This is a genomic window from Streptomyces sp. WAC05292 (genome assembly GCF_003949955.1).
In the GTDB taxonomy this organism is placed as follows: domain Bacteria; phylum Actinomycetota; class Actinomycetes; order Streptomycetales; family Streptomycetaceae; genus Streptomyces; species Streptomyces globosus.
In genome coordinates this window covers 1-16,744 of the sequence record NZ_RPSE01000002.1, presented here as the reverse complement: position 1 = coordinate 16,744, position 16,744 = coordinate 1, and the positions used below count along the sequence as shown (strand labels likewise).

At 72.7% G+C, this 16,744-nt stretch carries 16 protein-coding genes; 4 read left to right on the top strand and 12 right to left on the bottom strand.

What is annotated here, in order from left to right:
* Positions 1 to 121: 121 nt before the first annotated feature.
* The 10 genes from ruvB to pgsA form a co-directional block, all read right to left on the bottom strand.
* Complete coding sequence (gene ruvB, locus EF903_RS00405; protein WP_125540585.1) at positions 122 to 1,180, bottom strand: Holliday junction branch migration DNA helicase RuvB; 1,059 nt, start codon at positions 1,178 to 1,180, stop codon at positions 122 to 124.
* A gap of 44 nt (positions 1,181 to 1,224) precedes the next feature.
* Positions 1,225 to 1,854: a Holliday junction branch migration protein RuvA gene (gene ruvA, locus EF903_RS00400; protein WP_125540584.1), complete on the bottom strand. Its 630-nt coding sequence runs from the start codon at positions 1,852 to 1,854 to the stop codon at positions 1,225 to 1,227.
* Entirely contained in the window at positions 1,851 to 2,381 is a 531-nt protein-coding gene (gene ruvC, locus EF903_RS00395; protein WP_125540583.1) for a crossover junction endodeoxyribonuclease RuvC, read from the bottom strand. Before ruvC ends, ruvA begins: the two co-directional genes overlap by 4 nt.
* 121 nt (positions 2,382 to 2,502) lie before the next feature.
* The gene (locus EF903_RS00390; protein ID WP_125540582.1) at positions 2,503 to 3,255 is read right to left on the bottom strand and encodes a YebC/PmpR family DNA-binding transcriptional regulator; all 753 of its coding nucleotides are present in this window, start codon (positions 3,253 to 3,255) and stop codon (positions 2,503 to 2,505) included.
* Positions 3,256 to 3,312: 57 nt separating this feature from the next.
* Positions 3,313 to 3,906 (bottom strand): pyridoxal 5'-phosphate synthase glutaminase subunit PdxT, encoded by a 594-nt coding sequence (gene pdxT / locus EF903_RS00385; protein ID WP_125540581.1) that lies wholly within the window; start codon positions 3,904 to 3,906, stop codon positions 3,313 to 3,315.
* Positions 3,907 to 3,918: 12 nt separating this feature from the next.
* Positions 3,919 to 4,830 carry a pyridoxal 5'-phosphate synthase lyase subunit PdxS gene (gene pdxS, locus EF903_RS00380; RefSeq protein WP_125540580.1) on the bottom strand — a complete coding sequence of 304 codons (912 nt, stop codon included), beginning with the start codon at positions 4,828 to 4,830 and terminating at the stop codon, positions 3,919 to 3,921.
* 149 nt (positions 4,831 to 4,979) lie between these two features.
* Positions 4,980 to 5,519, bottom strand: a complete 540-nt coding sequence (locus tag EF903_RS00375; protein WP_125540579.1) for a hypothetical protein — start codon at positions 5,517 to 5,519, stop codon at positions 4,980 to 4,982.
* A 67-nt stretch (positions 5,520 to 5,586) separates the two neighbouring features.
* Complete coding sequence (locus tag EF903_RS00370; RefSeq protein ID WP_125540578.1) at positions 5,587 to 6,756, bottom strand: glycosyltransferase family 4 protein; 1,170 nt, start codon at positions 6,754 to 6,756, stop codon at positions 5,587 to 5,589.
* Positions 6,753 to 7,658 carry a phosphatidylinositol mannoside acyltransferase gene (locus EF903_RS00365; RefSeq protein ID WP_125540577.1) on the bottom strand — a complete coding sequence of 302 codons (906 nt, stop codon included), beginning with the start codon at positions 7,656 to 7,658 and terminating at the stop codon, positions 6,753 to 6,755. Before EF903_RS00365 ends, EF903_RS00370 begins: the two co-directional genes overlap by 4 nt.
* Entirely contained in the window at positions 7,658 to 8,320 is a 663-nt protein-coding gene (pgsA, locus tag EF903_RS00360; RefSeq protein ID WP_125540576.1) for a phosphatidylinositol phosphate synthase, read from the bottom strand. The genes EF903_RS00365 and pgsA overlap by 1 nt, the downstream gene beginning before the upstream one ends.
* 255 nt (positions 8,321 to 8,575) lie before the next feature.
* Here pgsA and EF903_RS00355 point away from each other — a divergent pair, with 255 nt between their 5' ends.
* Both EF903_RS00355 and EF903_RS00350 read left to right on the top strand, forming a co-directional pair.
* A complete protein-coding gene (locus EF903_RS00355) occupies positions 8,576 to 10,780 on the top strand; it encodes an elongation factor G-like protein EF-G2 (protein ID WP_125540575.1) in 2,205 nt (734 codons plus the stop codon).
* 136 nt (positions 10,781 to 10,916) lie between these two features.
* The gene (locus EF903_RS00350) at positions 10,917 to 12,581 is read left to right on the top strand and encodes a hypothetical protein (RefSeq protein ID WP_125540574.1); all 1,665 of its coding nucleotides are present in this window, start codon (positions 10,917 to 10,919) and stop codon (positions 12,579 to 12,581) included.
* Between the two features lie 54 nt (positions 12,582 to 12,635).
* Here EF903_RS00350 and EF903_RS00345 read toward each other — a convergent pair whose 3' ends face one another.
* The gene (locus tag EF903_RS00345) at positions 12,636 to 13,196 is read right to left on the bottom strand and encodes an HIT domain-containing protein (RefSeq protein WP_125540573.1); all 561 of its coding nucleotides are present in this window, start codon (positions 13,194 to 13,196) and stop codon (positions 12,636 to 12,638) included.
* Between the two features lie 67 nt (positions 13,197 to 13,263).
* Here EF903_RS00345 and EF903_RS00340 point away from each other — a divergent pair, with 67 nt between their 5' ends.
* Positions 13,264 to 13,950 carry a potassium channel family protein gene (locus tag EF903_RS00340; protein WP_125540572.1) on the top strand — a complete coding sequence of 229 codons (687 nt, stop codon included), beginning with the start codon at positions 13,264 to 13,266 and terminating at the stop codon, positions 13,948 to 13,950.
* A gap of 42 nt (positions 13,951 to 13,992) precedes the next feature.
* On the opposite strand, the gene thrS is transcribed toward EF903_RS00340, so the two are convergent.
* Positions 13,993 to 15,969 (bottom strand): threonine--tRNA ligase, encoded by a 1,977-nt coding sequence (gene thrS / locus EF903_RS00335; protein ID WP_125540571.1) that lies wholly within the window; start codon positions 15,967 to 15,969, stop codon positions 13,993 to 13,995.
* Between the two features lie 164 nt (positions 15,970 to 16,133).
* Between thrS and EF903_RS00330 the strand changes: the two genes are divergently transcribed.
* A complete protein-coding gene (locus EF903_RS00330; protein WP_125540570.1) occupies positions 16,134 to 16,616 on the top strand; it encodes a GNAT family N-acetyltransferase in 483 nt (160 codons plus the stop codon).
* Positions 16,617 to 16,744 lie beyond the last annotated feature (128 nt).

Sequence of the window (16,744 nt, the reverse complement as noted above, 5' to 3'; positions counted from 1 at the left end):
CTACGGGGGGTGGGCACGCCGACCCGAAGGGTCGGCATCGGCGGAGTCTAGGCGAGTCCGCACCGATGGAACAACGCCCAGCATGGCACCGCAGTTCCCGGCCGGGCCAACCTCCGCGCCGTCACACTCCGAACAGGCCCTGCTGCCCGCCCGATCCGGTCCCGCCGTGCTGCGGCGGGACAAGTCCCAGGTGAGCCCATGCGGCGGGGGTCGCGACCCGGCCGCGGGGAGTGCGGGCGAGGAGGCCCTCGCGGACGAGGAACGGCTCGGCGACCTCCTCGACGGTCTCGCGCTCCTCGCCGACGGCGACGGCGAGGGTGGACAGCCCGACGGGCCCCCCGCCGAACAGCTTCAGCAGGGCCTCCAGCACGGCCCGGTCCAGCCGGTCCAGGCCCCGCCCGTCGACCTCGTACACCTGCAGGGCGGTGGCGGCCACCTCGCGGGTGATCACGCCGTCCGCCCTGACCTGGGCGTAGTCGCGTACGCGGCGCAGCAGGCGGTTCGCGATGCGGGGGGTGCCGCGGGAGCGGCCGGCGATCTCGGCGGCGCCGGCCGGGTCGATCTCGACGTCGAGGAGTGAGGCGGAGCGGCGGATGACCCTTTCGAGTTCCTCGGGAGCGTAGAACTCCATGTGCCCGGTGAAGCCGAAGCGGTCCCGCAGCGGCGGCGGGAGGAGGCCGGCCCGGGTGGTCGCCCCGACGAGGGTGAAGGGGGGCAGTTCCAGGGGGATCGCGGTGGCGCCGGGGCCCTTGCCGACGATGACGTCGACGCGGAAGTCCTCCATGGCCATGTAGAGCATCTCCTCGGCGGGCCGGGACATGCGGTGGATCTCGTCGAGGAAGAGGACCTCGCCCTCCTGGAGGGAGGAGAGGATCGCGGCGAGGTCGCCTGCGTGCTGGATGGCCGGGCCGGAGGTGATGCGGATCGGGGCGCCCATCTCCGCTGCGATGATCATGGAGAGGGTGGTCTTGCCGAGGCCGGGGGCGCCCGAGAGCAGGACGTGGTCGGCGGTGGCCCCGCGCTGCCGGGCCGCCTTCAGGACGAGGTCCAGCTGCTGGCGGACCTTCTCCTGGCCGACGAACTCGCCGAGGTCCTTCGGCCGCAGGGCCGCCTCGACGGCGGTGTCCTCGCCGTCCGCCGCCGGCGCGACAATGCGGTCGGTGTCGTCGTCCCAGTTCACGGTGTCAGTCTGCCTTCTCGGTGCGTACGGGGGGCTGCGGCCGGTCAGCGGGCGCGGTTGAGGGACTGCAGGGCGGCGCGCAGCAGCTGCGGGACGGGCGCGGAGCCGTTCTCGGCGATGGCGGCCTCGGCCTGCGGGGTGACGGCGGCGACCGCCTCCTCGGCCTCGCGCGAGGCGTAGCCGAGCCCCATGAGCGCGGCGGAGAGCTGCTCGGTCCAGGGGGCGGGGCCGGCGGCGGCGCGCTGGGCGCCGACGAGGGCCCCGGTGCCGGCGGGGGCGCCGAGCTTGCCCTTGAGTTCGAGGAGCAGCTTCTGGGCGCCCTTCTTGCCGATGCCGGGGACGGCGGTGAGGGCCTTCTCGTCGCCGGTCTCGACCGCGCGGCGCAGCACGTCGGGGCTGTGGACGCCGAGCATGGCCTGGGCCAGGCGCGGCCCGACTCCGCTGGCGGTCTGGAGGAGTTCGAAGACCTGCCGCTCGTCGTCGTCGGCGAAGCCGTAGAGGGTGAGGGAGTCCTCGCGGACCACCAGGGAGGTGGCCAGCCGGGCGGGTTCCCCGATGCGCAGGCCGGCGATGGTGCCCGGGGTGCACTGCACGGCCATGCCCACTCCCCCGACCTCGACGACGGCGAGGGTGGGGGTGAGGGCGGCGACCGGGCCGCTGACGAAGGCGATCATCGGGTTCGGCCTTTCGGGGTGTGCAGGGCGACCGCCTGCTGGAGGCGGTTCTGGGCGGGGGCCCGCCAGATGTGGCAGATGGCGAGCGCGAGGGCGTCCGCCGCGTCGGCCGGCTTGGGCGGGGCGGCGAGCCGCAGCAGCCGGGTGACCATGGCGCCGACCTGGGCCTTGTCGGCCCGGCCGGAGCCGGTGACGGCGGCCTTCACCTCGCTGGGCGTGTGCAGGGCGACCGGTATGCCGCGGCGGGCCGCGCACAGCATGGCGACGGCGCTGGCCTGGGCGGTGCCCATGACCGTGCTGACGTTGTGCTGGCTGAAGACCCGCTCGACGGCGACGACTTCGGGCCGGTGCTCGTCGAGCCACTGCTCGATGCCGCGCTCGACGGCGACGAGCCGGTCCCCGAGCTCCGCATCGGCCGGGGTGCGGACGACGCCCACCCCGCGCATGGTCAGGGCCCGGCCGGCGACGCCTTCCACCACGCCGACGCCGCAGCGGGTCAGTCCCGGGTCCACACCGAGTACGCGCACCGCACCCCCCTCCTCGGATCCACCTGTCGGTGCAGGCTACCGGGTGGCGCCGACAACGCGGCGGGCCGACGGGGTGTGTCCCCGTCGGCCCGTCTGACCTGCGGTGGGAGGTGGACGCCGGTCAGGCGTCGACCTTCTCCATGACCTCGTCCGAGACGTCGAAGTTGGCGAAGACGTTCTGGACGTCGTCGCTGTCCTCCAGCGCGTCGATCAGCTTGAAGATCTTGCGCGCTCCCTCTTCGTCGAGCTCGACCTGCATGGTCGGGACGAAGCTGGAGTCGGCCGAGTCGTAGTCGATGCCCGCCTCCTGGAGCGCGGTGCGGACCGCGACCAGGTCGGTCGCCTCGCTGATGATCTCGAACGTCTCGCCGTTGTCGTTGACCTCTTCGGCACCGGCGTCGAGGACCGCGCCGAGGACGTCGTCCTCGCTCAGGTCGCCCTTGGGCAGGATGATGACGCCCTTGCGGTTGAACAGGTACGAGACCGAGCCCGGGTCGGCCATGGAGCCGCCGTTGCGGGTCATGGCGACGCGGACGTCGGAGGCGGCGCGGTTGCGGTTGTCGGTGAGGCACTCGATGAGCACCGCGACGCCGTTGGGGCCGTAGCCCTCGTACATGATCGTCTCGTAGTCCACGCCGCCGGCTTCGAGGCCGCCGCCGCGCTTGACCGCGGAGTCGATGTTCTTGTTCGGGACGGACTGCTTCTTGGCCTTCTGGATGGCGTCGAAGAGAGTCGGGTTGCCCTCGGGGTCGGCGCCGCCCATGCGGGCCGCGACCTCGATGTTCTTGATCAGCTTCGCGAAGAGCTTGCCGCGCTTGGCATCGATCACGGCCTTCTTGTGCTTCGTCGTAGCCCATTTAGAGTGGCCGGACATCCGCCTGTCTCCTTCGCGTAACCAATGGTGTTCGCTCCTGATCCTACCGGGAGCCGCTCACAGCCCCGTGCGCACCATGTCGACGAAGTAGGCGTGCACGCGGTCGTCTCCGGTCAGCTCCGGGTGGAACGACGTGGCCAGCACGTTGCCCTGGCGCACGGCGACCGTGTGGCCGTCGTACGTGGCCAGGACCTGCACCTCGGCGCCGACGGACTCGACCCAGGGGGCGCGGATGAAGACGCCCTCGACGGGTCCGCCGCCGATGCCGGCGAAGTCGATCGACGCCTCGAAGGACTCGTTCTGCCGGCCGAAGGCGTTGCGGCGGACGATCATGTCGATGCCGCCGAGCGTCTCCTGGTCCTCACGGCCGCCGAGCAGCTTGTCGGCGAGCATGATCATGCCTGCGCAGGTGCCGTACACGGGCATGCCGCCGCGGACGCGCTCGCGCAGCGGCTCCAGCATGCCGAAGAGGACGGCGAGCTTCGACATGGTCGTCGACTCGCCGCCGGGGATCACCAGGGCGTCGACCTCGGCGAGCTCCTCGGGGCGCCGGACCGGCCTGGCCACGGCGTCCGCCGCGGCCAGGGCGATCAGGTGCTCCCGTACGTCGCCCTGGAGGGCCAGGACACCGATGACGGGGGGGTTGTCCATGGTCGTGGTGCCTTACCAGCCGCGGTTGGCGTAGCGCTCGGCCTCGGGCAGGGTGTCGCAGTTGATGCCGACCATGGCCTCGCCCAGGTTGCGGGAGGCGTCCGCGATGACCTTCGGGTCGTCGAAGAAGGTGGTGGCCTTCACGATGGCGGCGGCGCGCTTGGCCGGGTCGCCCGACTTGAAGATGCCGGAGCCGACGAAGACGCCCTCGGCGCCGAGCTGGCGCATCAGGGCCGCGTCGGCCGGGGTGGCGACGCCGCCGGCGCTGAACAGCACCACGGGCAGCTTGCCGAGCTCGGCGACCTCCTTGACGAGCTCGTACGGGGCGCGCAGGTCCTTGGCGGCGGCGTACAGCTCGTTGTTGTCGAAGCCGCGCAGCTTGGCGATCTCGTTCTTGATCTGGCGCAGGTGGCGGACGGCCTCGACGACGTTGCCGGTGCCGGCCTCGCCCTTGGAGCGGATCATGGCCGCGCCCTCGGCGATGCGGCGCAGGGCCTCGCCCAGGTTGGTGGCACCGCAGACGAAGGGGGTGGTGAAGGCCCACTTGTCGGAGTGGTTGACCTCGTCGGCCGGGGTGAGGACCTCGGACTCGTCGATGTAGTCGACGCCGAGGGACTGCAGGACCTGCGCCTCGACGAAGTGGCCGATGCGGGACTTGGCCATGACCGGGATCGAGACCGCGCCGATGATCTCCTCGATCATGTTCGGGTCCGACATGCGGGCGACGCCGCCGTCCTTGCGGATGTCGGCGGGGACCCGCTCCAGCGCCATGACGGCGACGGCGCCGGCGTCCTCGGCGATCTTCGCCTGCTCGGCGTTGACCACGTCCATGATCACGCCGCCCTTGAGCTGCTCGGCCATGCCGCGCTTGACGCGCGCGGTGCCGGTCTCGGGGGTCTGCGGGGTGGAGGGAAGCGTGCTCACGGATGACCTCACTGGAAGGGGAAGACGGGTGCTGCGGTGGTGCTCGACCGAGCAAACCGTCCCCGGCCAGTCCACCGCAAGGGCCAATGAGGAGCCGGTGGCCCCTTTCGACTTGGCCATTGGGTACAAGTCTCCCGGGTGCGGCGGCGCTACGGCCGGTCGGCAAGATCCACCGGGGGCTCGTCGTCCATCTCGAACGCCAGCGGGAACGGCGCGTGCCCGGCCAACCGGAACCAGCGGACCTTGCGGTGCCGGCGCAGGGCCCGGGCCGCGCGTACGGCGTCGTTGTGGAAGCGGCGGGCCATCGGTACCCGGCGCACCGCCGCGGCCAGCTCCTCCGCGGCCGCCTCCCCGCCGGGCGCCTCACGCACCGCCTCGACCTGGGCGGCGTCGGCGAAGACCGCGCGCAGCGCCTGGCTGAGCTCGCTCTCGGCGACCTCGCGGTGCTCCTCGTCGGCCTGGCGGGCGGCGTGCGCCGCCTCGTACAGCACGATCGAGGAGGCCGGGTCGAGGGCGCCGGACGCCGCCACCTCGATGACGACGGAGGAGCGCCGCAGCAGCTGGGCGTCCAGCGCGGCGCGGGCGGCGTCCATGCGCGAGTGGAGCCGGTCCAGTCGTCCGGCGGTCCAGCTCAGGTAGACCCCGATGACGGCGAGGGCCAGGGCGGTCCAGACAAGGGTTTCGATCACGGCCCGCGACTCTACCGCCCGGGGCCCGGACGGCCCGGGGCCCGGGGGCCTCGGGCGGCCGCGGGCGTCAGGCGGAGGTGTCCCGGGTGAGGCCGAGGCGGGTGCGCAGCGGTGCCCGCTCGTCGGCGGCGACCGCGGAGGCGCCGTCCGTGACCGTCTCGTACACGGCGAGGATGTCCGCGCCGACCGTCGACCAGTCGAAGCGCCGCACGTGCGCGGAGCCGCGGGCGCTGAGCTCCGCCCGGCGCGCCGGGTCGCGCAGCAGGGCCACGGCGGCCGCGGCGAGCGCGCCCGCGTCCTCGTTCGCGAACAGCTCGCCGGCCGCGCCCTGGTCGAGGACCTGGGCGAAGGCGTCGAGGTCGGAGGCGAGGACGGCGGCGCCCGCCGACAGGGCCTCGACGAGGATGATGCCGAAGCTCTCGCCGCCGGTGTTGGGGGCGACGTACACGTCGACGCTGCGCAGCAGGCGGGCCTTGTCCTCGTCCGAGACCATGCCGAGGAACTCGACGCGGGAGCGGAGGTCCGGCGGCAGGGAGGCGACGGCCTCCTCCTCGTCGCCGCGGCCGGCCACGAGCAGCCGGACGTCGGGGCACTCCCGGACGATCTCCGGGAAGGCCGCCATCAGGACGGGCAGCCCCTTGCGGGGCTCGTCGATGCGGCCGATGAACCCGAGGGTCTGCCCGCCCCACTCGGCCTTGGGCTCGGCGGAGGCGAAGAAGTCGACGTCCACGCCGTTCGGGATCACCACGGCGTCGCCGCCGAGGTGCTCGACGAGCGTGCGCCGGGCGTATTCGCTGACCGCGATCCGCGCACTGATCTTCTCCAGGGCGGGCTGGAGGATCGGGTAGGCGGCGATCATCGCCCGGGACCGGGGGTTGGAGGTGTGGAAGGTGGCCACGATCGGCCCCTGGGCGGCCCAGCAGGCCAGCAGGCCCAGGGACGGCGAGGCGGGCTCGTGGATGTGGATGACGTCGAAGACGCCCTCGTGCAGCCAGCGCCGCACCCGTGCGGCCGACAGGAAGCCGAAGTTCAGCCGGGCCACCGACCCGTTGTAGGGCACCGGCACGGCCCGCCCGGCCGAGACGACGTACGGCGGCAGCGGCGTGTCGTCGTCCGCCGGGGCCAGGACGGACACCTCGTGGCCCCGGCGGATCAGGTGCTCCGCGAGGTCCCGGATGTGGAACTGGACGCCGCCGGGCACGTCCCACGAGTACGGGCAGACGATGCCGATCTTCACGCGGAGCGCTCCTCCAGGTCGTCCAGCCACAGCCGCTGGAGCATGTGCCAGTCCTCCGGGTGGTCGGCGATGCCCTCGGCGAAGGCGTCGGCCACCGCCTGCGTCATCGCGGCCGTCCTCTGCGCGCGGTCGCCGGAGGCGGGCACCTCGACCTCGGGGTGGATCCGGATGTGCATCTGCGGGCTCTCGCCGTAGTGAAGGGTCGCGGGCAGCAGGGCGGCGCCCGTCTGCTGGGCGAGCAGGGCCGGACCGGCCGGCATCCGCGCCGCCGCACCGAAGAACCGCACCTCGACGCCGGACGCGGACAGGTCGCGGTCGGCGACGAGGCAGACCAGCCCGCCGGCGCGCAGCCGGCGCGCCAGCACCCCGAACGCGGCTCCGCCGCTGTGCGGCAGGACCTCCATGCCGAGCCCCTCGCGGTAGGCGACGAACCGGTCGTAGAGCGACTCGGGCCGCAGCCGCTCGGCGACGGTGGTGAAGGGGACGCCCAGGTGCCCGGTCACCCAGGCCCCGGCCAGGTCCCAGTTGGCCAGGTGCGGCAGGGCGACGACGACCCCGCGCCCGGAGGCCAGGGCCTCGCGCAGGATGTGCTCGTCCTTCGTCACCACGTCGGTGCCGAAGCGCTGCGGGTCCATCGCGGGCAGCCGGAACGACTCCATCCAGTACCGCATGTACGAGCGCATCCCGGCCCGCGACAGCTCGCGCAGCCGCTCCGGCCCGGCGTCCGGCACCACGCGGGCCAGGTTCGACTCCAGCCGCAGCACGCTCTTGCCGCGGCGGCGCCAGACCGTGTCCGCGATCCGCCGGCCGAGGGCGGCGGCGGCCGGCTCGGGCAGCTTCTTCACGCCGGCCCAGCCGAGCCCGTACAGGCCGTCGACGAGCCGCTCCCGGTAGCCCCCCATCAGGCGGCGCCCGGCTCGGAGGCGGCGGCCGCATCGGCCTCGGCCGCCTCGCGGCGCACGGTGACGACCCGCTGCACCAGGGTGACCAGCGAACCCGCCGCGACCGCCCACAGCGCGATCGGGAGCAGGACGCCCAGCCACGAGGGCGCCCCGAACACCTGGAGGCCCGACAGGCCGGCGGCCACCAGCGTCAGCACCAGGCGCTCGGCCCGCTCGACGAGGCCGTTGACGGCCACGGGCAGTCCGATGGACTCGCCGCGGGCCTTGGTGTACGACACGACCTGGCCGCTGGCCAGGCAGAAGATCGCCACCGCGCACAGCACGTTGTCGGCGCCGGAGCCGGCGTACCAGAGCGCGAGACCGCCGAAGATGGCCGCGTCGGCCACCCGGTCCAGCGTGGAGTCCAGGAAGGCCCCCCACCGGCTGGAGACCCCGGCCTGGCGGGCCATGTTCCCGTCGACGAGGTCGGAGAACACGAACAGCGTGATGGTGATCGTTCCCCAGAAGAACTCGCCCCTGGGGAAGAAGACCAGCGCGCCGGCCACGACTCCGGCGGTGCCGATCAGCGTGACCGCGTCCGGGCTCACCCCCCGCCGGAGCAGAAAAGCGGCGAATGGCGTGAGAACACGCGTGAAGAACGCACGCGCGTACTTGTTCAGCATGGCCTTCCCGGAGGGTCGCTGGGCCGCACGGCCCCTACGGCCACCGGCTGGCCCATCGTAGCCAGCGCCCCGGGGCGGCACGCCCGCGCACCCGCGGATCACCCCGGAACAATCGGCCCGGCGCCTGCCGTCCGCGCCGGAGCCGCCCCCCGGACCCGTGCGGGGTACTCCGTATGGACGCGGTGTGGCACCGGTGCAAAGCTCGGAGGAGCCCCGACCACCCTCGTCACCGTCCCACCGGGAGGCACGAGCACCATGGGAGCCACATCACACCAAGCCGGAGCCGCCGGCAGGGCACCAACGGCCGACCACCCCTCCTCCGTACGGAACGTGGTGCTGGTCGGCCACACCGGAGCCGGGAAGACGACGCTGGTCGAAGCCCTCGCCCTCACGGCCGGAGCCGTCACCAGGGCCGGCCGCGTCGAGGACGGCTCGACCGTCTCCGACCACGACGAGATCGAGCACCGCCAGCAGCGGTCCGTCCAGCTCTCCCTCGTCCCGGTCGCATGGGCCGGGACCAAGGTCAACCTCCTGGACACCCCCGGGTACGCCGACTTCGTCGGGGAGCTGCGGGCGGGCCTGCGCGCCGCCGACGCGGCCCTCTTCGTCGTCTCCTCCTCCGACGGCATCGACGGCGCCACCCGCATGGTGTGGGAGGAGTGCCAGGCCGTCGGCATGCCCCGCGCCATCGTCATCACCCACCTGGAGGCGGCCCGCGCCGACCACGCGCAGATGGCCGCCGTGTGCGCGGAGGCCTTCGGCGGCGACGACCCGGACGCCGTCGTCCCCCTCCACCTGCCCCTGTACGGCCCCGCGGGCCCGGACGGCCACGCCCCCGTGACGGGGCTCCTCGACCTGCTCACCCAGCGCGTCCACGACTACTCCTCCGGCGGGCGCGCCGAGCGCGACCCCGAGCCGGAGGAGCTCGCGCAGATCGCCGGGGCCCGCTCCCGGCTCATCGAGGCCGTCATCGCCGAGAGCGAGGACGAGACCCTCATGGACCGCTACCTGGGCGGCGAGGACATCGACCTGAAGTCGCTCGTCGCCGACCTGGAGCGGGCCGTCGCCCGCGGCACCTTCCACCCCGTCCTCATGGCGGCGCCCGCCGCCGACGGCGCCCGGCAGGGCCTCGGCACCGTCGAACTGCTGGAGCTGGTCACCCGCGGCTTCCCCACCCCGCTCGAACGGGAGCCCGTACCCGTCACCGCCCCCGACGGCGCCGCGCGCCCCGCCGTCGCCTGCGACCCCGACGGCCCGCTCGTCGCCGAGGTCGTCAAGACCTCCTCCGACCCCTACGTCGGCCGCATCTCCCTCGTCCGCGTCTTCTCCGGCACCCTCCTGCCCGAGCAGACCGTCCACGTCAGCGGCCACGGCCTCACCGACCGCGGCCACGAGGACCACGACGTCGACGAGCGCATCGGCGCCCTCTCCTGCCCCTTCGGCAAACAACAGCGCCCCGTCACCCGCGTCGTCGCCGGCGACCTCGCCTGCGTGGCCAAGCTCACCCGCGCCGAGACCGGGGACACCCTCTCCGCCAAGGACCGGCCGCTCCTGATGGAGCCCTGGACGATGCCCGACCCGCTGCTCCCCCTCGCCGTCCAGGCCCACAGCAAGGCCGACGAGGACAAGCTCTCCCAGGGCCTCGCCCGCCTCGCCGCCGAGGACCCCACCATGCGGCTGGAGCAGAACCCGGACACCCACCAGGTGGTCCTGTGGTGCCTCGGCGAGGCACACCAGGACGTCGCCCTCGAACGCCTGCGGACCCGGTACGGCGTCCAGGTCGACCCGGTGCCCCACAAGGTCAGCCTCCGCGAGACCTTCGGCGCCCGCGCCTCCGGCCGCGGCCGGCACGTGAAGCAGTCCGGCGGCCACGGCCAGTTCGCGATCTGCGAGATCGAGGTGGAGCCGCTCCCGCCCGGCAGCGGCATCGAGTTCGTCGACAAGGTCGTCGGCGGCGCCGTCCCCCGCCAGTTCATCCCGTCCGTGGAGAAGGGCGTGCGCGCCCAGGCCGCGCGCGGCCTCGCCGCCGGCTACCCGCTGGTGGACGTCCGCGTCACCCTCCTCGACGGCAAGGCGCACTCGGTGGACTCCTCCGACGCCGCCTTCCAGACCGCGGGCGCGCTGGCCCTGCGCGAGGCCGCCGCCGCATCCGCCATCCACCTGCTGGAGCCCGTCGCCGAGCTCGCCGTCCTCGTCCCCGACGACTACGTCGGCCCCGTCATGAGCGACCTCGCCGGCCGCCGCGGCCGCGTCGTGGGCACCGAGCAGTCGGGATCGGGCCGCACCCTGGTCCGCGCGGAGATCCCCGAGATCGAGATCAGCCGGTACGCCGTCGAGCTCCGCTCCGTCTCCCACGGCACCGGCCGCTTCTCCCGCTCCTACGCCCGCCACGAGCCGATGCCGCCGAACATCGCCGAGAAGGTGCGCGAACGCCTGGAGAAGGGAAGTCCTCTGACGTAGCGCCAGGAAGCCGCCCGTACGGCCCGGTTGCCGCGGGCGGCTTTCGCCGTCCCGGGACCGCGGGAGCGGATACGCCGATAGGCTCGTCCGGGCGGTACGTGAGCACGACGCACAGCGATGGGGGTTGGGGGCAGCGGTGGCGGACGACGGATTCGACTTCAGGCCGGGGGCGCAGGTGCCCCTCCAGGGCGGCGGGGGCCAGACCGCGGCGACGCACGCGCTGGCCTCGGCGGCCTACCGCGACGGCGGGAAGGACACCAAGCTCTCCGCGATACTCGCCGCGGACAACGAGTACCACTCCTCCACCGTCAAGCCGCCGAAGATCTCCCTCTTCGAGCCGAACCTCGGCGAGGCCTTCTGCCGCGCCGTCGAGGCCCGCACCATCCCCGCCGGCCGCAAGCCGCTCATCCAGTCCTTCGGCGCCGACCCGCAGACCGTCGTCGAGCACTGCCTGGCCGCCTCGCACATCCGCAAGCAGCGCGACCGCAAGCTCCGCCTGATCATGCTGGTCGCCGGGGTGCTGTTCCTGCCGGGCCTGCTGCTGTGGCTCGCCCTGTTCCAGCTGCGCAGGACCCTGACCGGCAACGAGAAGTACGCCTCCTGGCTGAGCACGCTGCTCCTCGTCGGCGTCGCCGTCGTCGTCGCCGTGATGATGTTCCGGCTCCCGTTCGACGGCTTCCTCGGCCTCTACCTGCGCGCCATGGTCATCGCCCCCGCGGTCGGCTGGTTCCTCGCCCGCCGGATCTGCGAGTCCACCGCCGCCGACCTGCGCTCCCGCTGGGACGGCCTCCTCTCGGGCGGCGGCGTCGGCGCGAAGATCCCCGAGGCGGTCCCCGGCAACCCGGACGAGAAGGCGCGCGAGGACCTGCGCCACTCCCTGGCCAAGCTGACGGCCGAGAACCGCAGCAACTCCGTCTTCTACGCCGGCCCCAAGGGCATCCTCGGCATGGGCACCCGCTGGGGCAGCTGGCAGCTCGCCGAGGAGCTCGTCCCCAAGCCCGGCACGGCGGAGATCCACCCCTTCCGCAGCTGGGACGTCATACGCGCGGTCGACAGCGAGCTGCGCAAGCTGGAGCGCGGCCCCCTGCACACCGGCGGCCTCCCGCCGGCGAGCATCCAGCACTGGATCGTCACCCCGGTCGGCGAGGGCGCCGGCGAGGTGGCCCGGCCGTCCGGCGCGGACGTCGACACCTTCCTCGTCAAACCGCACGAGGTCACCCGCATCTGCAACGAGCAGCAGTTCAGCGGCGGAAACCGGCACTACCTCGGCATCCAGTACCCGCTGTGGGACGGACAGCTCGTGATCACGATGCTGGTCACGGTGACGGTCCTCTACAAGACCCTCCGCGTCGAGGTCACCGGGCACGCACTCGGCCCCGTCCACGGCCTGTTCACGACCAAGTCCGCGGCCCCCAAGGTCGAGGTCCCCAAGTCCGTCCGCTTCTGGGAGACCGTGGAGCGCCCGCTGCCGCTGGTCGACGCGGCGGAGGTGGTGCGGCTCGCGGTCCGCGCCCCTCTCACCTGGTACCCCCCGCTGCTGGAGTTCTTCGGCGGCAAGCTCGTCCTGCCCGAGCCGTTCGGCGTACGGCACGTCTGGGCGGGGCAGCCCTGGCGCCACCGCTTCATGGCCGACGACGCCCTGCGCGCGGCGACGCCCGTGCTGCGGGCGGTGCACGCCGCCGCCATGCGCGTCCTCGACGAGAACGGCGTCGACATCGACCGCTTCACCAACCGCTCGCTCATCGTCAGCGGCCTCGTGCAGGACGCCTCCCCGCGCAAGGCCGACGTCTACGACGCGTGAGGAGCATGCGAACGGGGAGGGAGGCGGCTGCCGCCTCCCTCCCCGCGACGTGTCCTACTCGCCCGGCCAGGCGTCCGCGAGCATCTGCCGGGTGTCGGCCAGGAGCTGCGGCAGCACCTTCGTGTGCCCGACGACCGGCATGAAGTTGGTGTCCCCGCCCCACCGCGGCACGATGTGCTGGTGCAGGTGGGCGGCGATCCCGGCGCCCGCCGCCGCGCCCTGGTTCATGCCGATGTTGAAGCCGTGCGCCCCGGACGCCTTGCGCAGCGCCACCATGGCCCGCTTGGTCAGGTCGGCCAGCTCGGCCGTCTCGTCGGCGTCCAGCTCGGTGTAGTCGGCGACGTGCCGGTAGGGCACCACCATCAGGTGGCCGCCGTTGTACGGGTACAGGTTCAGCACCGCGTAGACGTGCTTGCCGCGGGCCACGACCAGCCCGTCCGCGTCCGACATCGCCGGGATCCCGCAGAAGGGACAGCCGTCCCCGGCCGCGGGGCCGGTGGGCTTGTTCTCGCCCTGGATGTACGCCATCCGGTGAGGGGTCCACAGACGCTGGAAGGCGTCCTGCGTACCCACGCCGTTCTGCTGCTCCGGCTCAGTCGTCATGCCATGCAGCATATGACCTTGCCGCCTGGCGGCGTGTCGCCGGGGCGGAGATCCCCCGGCGGGCGGCCATCCTGGCCGGATGAGACACCGCACGCCGAACGCCACGGTGCCCCCGGACCCCCGGCTGGAACGCTGGGAGGCCGGGGCTGAGCTGCCGCTGCTGGCCGCCTCCCTGGTCTTCCTCGCGGGCTATGCGCTGCACGTCCTGGTACCGGAGGGCAACCGCTTCGTCCGCGAGACGGGGCTGGTCGCCGTGGGCGTCACGTGGCTGATGTTCCTCGTGGACTACGCCGTGCGCTACCGGCTCAGCCGGCAGCGGCCGGCCCGCTTCGTCCGCACCCACTGGCTGGACACCGTCGTGCTCGTGCTGCCGCTGCTGCGCCCCCTGCGGGTGGTGAAGGTGTACACCGCGATCCGGCGCCGGGGCAGCCGCGCCCGCCTCGGTCTGCACGCGCGCGTGATCACGTACGCCGGGCTGGCCGCGCTGCTGCTCGGCTTCGCGGGCGCGCTGAACGTGTACCAGGCGGAGCGCCACGCCCCGGACGCGACGATCACGACTTTCGGGGACTCGGTGTGGTGGGTGGCCGCCACCCTCACCACGGTCGGGTACGGGGACGTCGTACCGGTGACGGCCAGGGGCCGCACCGTGGCGGTGGGCATGATGATCGGCGGTCTGGCCCTGCTGGGCGCGGTCACCGGCTCGTTCTCCTCATGGCTGCTGTCGGTCTTCGCCCAGGAGGGCGACGACGAAGCCCCCGGGAAGTGATCACTTCCCGGGGGCTCGATCCCCGCTGGTGCGGGGAGCAGATCACACCTGAATTCGGCGCTCCACCACGTCGACGAGCTTCGCCAGCGCCGCGTCACGGCTGACACCGTTCTCCTGCGAGCCGTCGCGGTAGCGGAAGGAGACCGTGCCCGCGGCCATGTCCTCGTCACCGACGATGATCATGAACGGGACCTTCTGCTTCTGCCAGGTCCGGATCTTCTTCTGCATGCGGTCGGAGGAGGCGTCCACCTCGACCCGCAGGCCCTTCTTCTTGGCCTCGGCGGCGAAGTCCTTCAGGTAGTCCACGTGCGCGTCGCCGATCGGGATGCCGACGGCCTGGACCGGGGCGAGCCACGGCGGCATGGCGCCGGCGTAGTGCTCCAGCAGGACGGCGAAGAACCGCTCGATGCTGCCGAACAGCGCACGGTGGATCATGACCGGCCGCCGGCGGGAGCCGTCTCCGGCGGTGTACTCCAGGTCGAAGCGCTCGGGCAGGTTGAAGTCGAGCTGGACGGTCGACATCTGCCAGGTGCGGCCGATGGCGTCACGGCACTGGACGGAGATCTTCGGGCCGTAGAAGGCGGCGCCGCCCGGGTCCGGGACCAGCGGGAGGCCCTGCTTCTCGGCCACCTGCTGGAGGGTGGCGGTGGCCTCCTCCCAGACCTCGTCCGAGCCGACGAACTTCTCCGGGTCCTTGGTGGACAGCTCCAGGTAGAAGTCGGTCAGGCCGTAGTCGCGGAGCAGGTTCAGGACGAAGGTGAGGGTGCGGTCCAGCTCCTCCGCCATCTGCTCGCGGGTGCAGTAGATGTGCGCGTCGTCCTGGGTGAAGCCGCGGGCGCGGGTCAGGCCGTGGACCACGCCGGACTTCTCGTACCGGTAGACGGTGCCGAACTCGAAGAGCCGCAGCGGCAGTTCCCTGTACGAGCGCCCGCGGGCGTCGAAGATCAGGTTGTGCATGGGGCAGTTCATCGGCTTGAGGTAGTAGTCGGTACCGCCGTCGAGCTGCATGGGGGGGTACATGCCCTCCGCGTACCAGTCCAGGTGGCCGCTCTTCTCGAAGAGGGCGCCCTTGGTGGCGTGCGGCGAGTAGACGAACTCGTAGCCCTCCTCCTCGTGCCGCTTGCGGCTGTAGTCCTCCATGACCCGGCGGATGATGCCGCCCTTGGGGTGGAAGACGGCGAGGCCGGAGCCGATCTCGTCCGGGATGGAGAAGAGGTCCAGCTCGGTGCCGAGGCGGCGGTGGTCGCGCTTCTCGGCCTCGGCGAGGAAGTCGAGGTGGGCCTTCAGCTCGTCCTTCGACGGCCAGGCGGTGCCGTAGATGCGCTGGAGCATCGGGTTCTTCTCGCTGCCGCGCCAGTAGGCGGCCGCGTTCCGCATCAGCTTGAACGCCGGGATGCTGCGGGTGGTCGGCAGGTGGGGTCCTCGGCAGAGGTCCTTCCAGCACAGCTCGCCGGTCTTGGCGTCCAGGTTGTCGTAGATGGTCAGCTCGCCGCCGCCCACCTCGACGTTCGCCCCGTCGTCGGCGGACGCGGAACCCTTGATGCCGATGAGCTCCAGCTTGTACGGCTCGTCGGCGAGCTCCTCGCGGGCGGCCTCGTCGGTGACGACGCGGCGGGAGAACTTCTGCCCGCGCTTCTGGATCTCCTGCATACGCTTCTCGATGGCCTTGAGGTCTTCGGGGGTGAAGGGCCTCGCGACGTCGAAGTCGTAGTAGAAGCCGTCCCGGACCGGCGGGCCGATGCCCAGCTTCGCCTCGGGGAAGAGCTCCTGCACGGCCTGGGCCATGACGTGCGCGGTGGAGTGGCGCAGGATGTCGAGGCCGTCCGGGGAGGAGATCTCCACGGGCTCGACGGTCTCGCCGTCCTGGACGGCGTAGGAGAGGTCCTTCAGCTCGCCCGCGACGCGCGCGGCGATGACGGTGCGGTCGTCGGCGAAGAGGTCGGCGGCCGTAGTGCCCGTGGCCACCACGCGCTCGTCCCGCTCGGAATCGCGTTGGATGATCACACGGACGTCTGACACGGTCTCTCCTGACTCTGGTGGCGCCTCCCGGCGGTCGGCCCGGGGAGGCGTGCGGCGGTGGACGCCGCGCGTGTGAATCGTACCGAGCGGAGCGGGTCCCCCGCGAAGCGGTTGTCGCCGGCCCGCCGCGTCCCGCGGCCCGCGCCGCGGATAGCGTGGGGCCCATGACGACGACATGGCCGGTGCGGCCGCTGGACCTGGCCGATGAGGAGGTCGCCGCCGCCGTCCACCGGATCGGGCGGGCGGCGTACGCGGTGGAGGCGGAGCTGATCGGCTTCGACGGCATCCCCGCCCTGCACGAGAGTCTCGCCGAGATGCGCGGCAGGCCCTTGGAATGGCGGGGTGCCGTCCGTGCGGACGGGGAGATCGGCGGGTTCGTCGCCTGGGAGCGCGAGGCGGACGGCTCCGTGTGCGTGGACCGGCTGTGCGTGGCCCCGGCCCGCTTCCGCCTCGGCATCGCCTCGCTGCTGCTGCGGCACCTGCTGGCGGAGCTCCCGCCCCGGGTGCCGGTCACGGTGGCGACGGGTGCGGCGAACGCGCCGGCGGTCTCCCTGTACGAGCGGCTGGGCTTCGTCCGGGGTGCGGACTTCTCCCCCGCGCCGGGCCTGGTGATGGCCTCGTTCGCACTGGCCCCTCGCGCGTCCTAGTTGTATTGACCCGGGAGGTTGTGGACGGGTGGTGCAGGTCTCGGTTGTGGGGTCTTGAACGGGTGAGGGCCTTCCGGGTTCGGTGTGGATTGCGACGTCTACACCGACCAGAAAGGCCCTCGTGCCCC

Coding starts and splice junctions, on each gene's coding strand:
- ruvA (WP_125540584.1), bottom strand. CDS start 1,854: ATGATCGCCTTCGTCAGCGGCCCGGTCGCCGCCCTCACCCCCACCCTC.
- EF903_RS00390 (WP_125540582.1), bottom strand. CDS start 3,255: ATGTCCGGCCACTCTAAATGGGCTACGACGAAGCACAAGAAGGCCGTG.
- pdxT (WP_125540581.1), bottom strand. CDS start 3,906: ATGGACAACCCCCCCGTCATCGGTGTCCTGGCCCTCCAGGGCGACGTA.
- EF903_RS00365 (WP_125540577.1), bottom strand. CDS start 7,658: ATGGGGGGCTACCGGGAGCGGCTCGTCGACGGCCTGTACGGGCTCGGC.
- pgsA (WP_125540576.1), bottom strand. CDS start 8,320: ATGCTGAACAAGTACGCGCGTGCGTTCTTCACGCGTGTTCTCACGCCA.
- EF903_RS00355 (WP_125540575.1), top strand. CDS start 8,576: ATGGGAGCCACATCACACCAAGCCGGAGCCGCCGGCAGGGCACCAACG.
- EF903_RS00345 (WP_125540573.1), bottom strand. CDS start 13,196: ATGCTGCATGGCATGACGACTGAGCCGGAGCAGCAGAACGGCGTGGGT.
- EF903_RS00340 (WP_125540572.1), top strand. CDS start 13,264: ATGAGACACCGCACGCCGAACGCCACGGTGCCCCCGGACCCCCGGCTG.
- EF903_RS00330 (WP_125540570.1), top strand. CDS start 16,134: ATGACGACGACATGGCCGGTGCGGCCGCTGGACCTGGCCGATGAGGAG.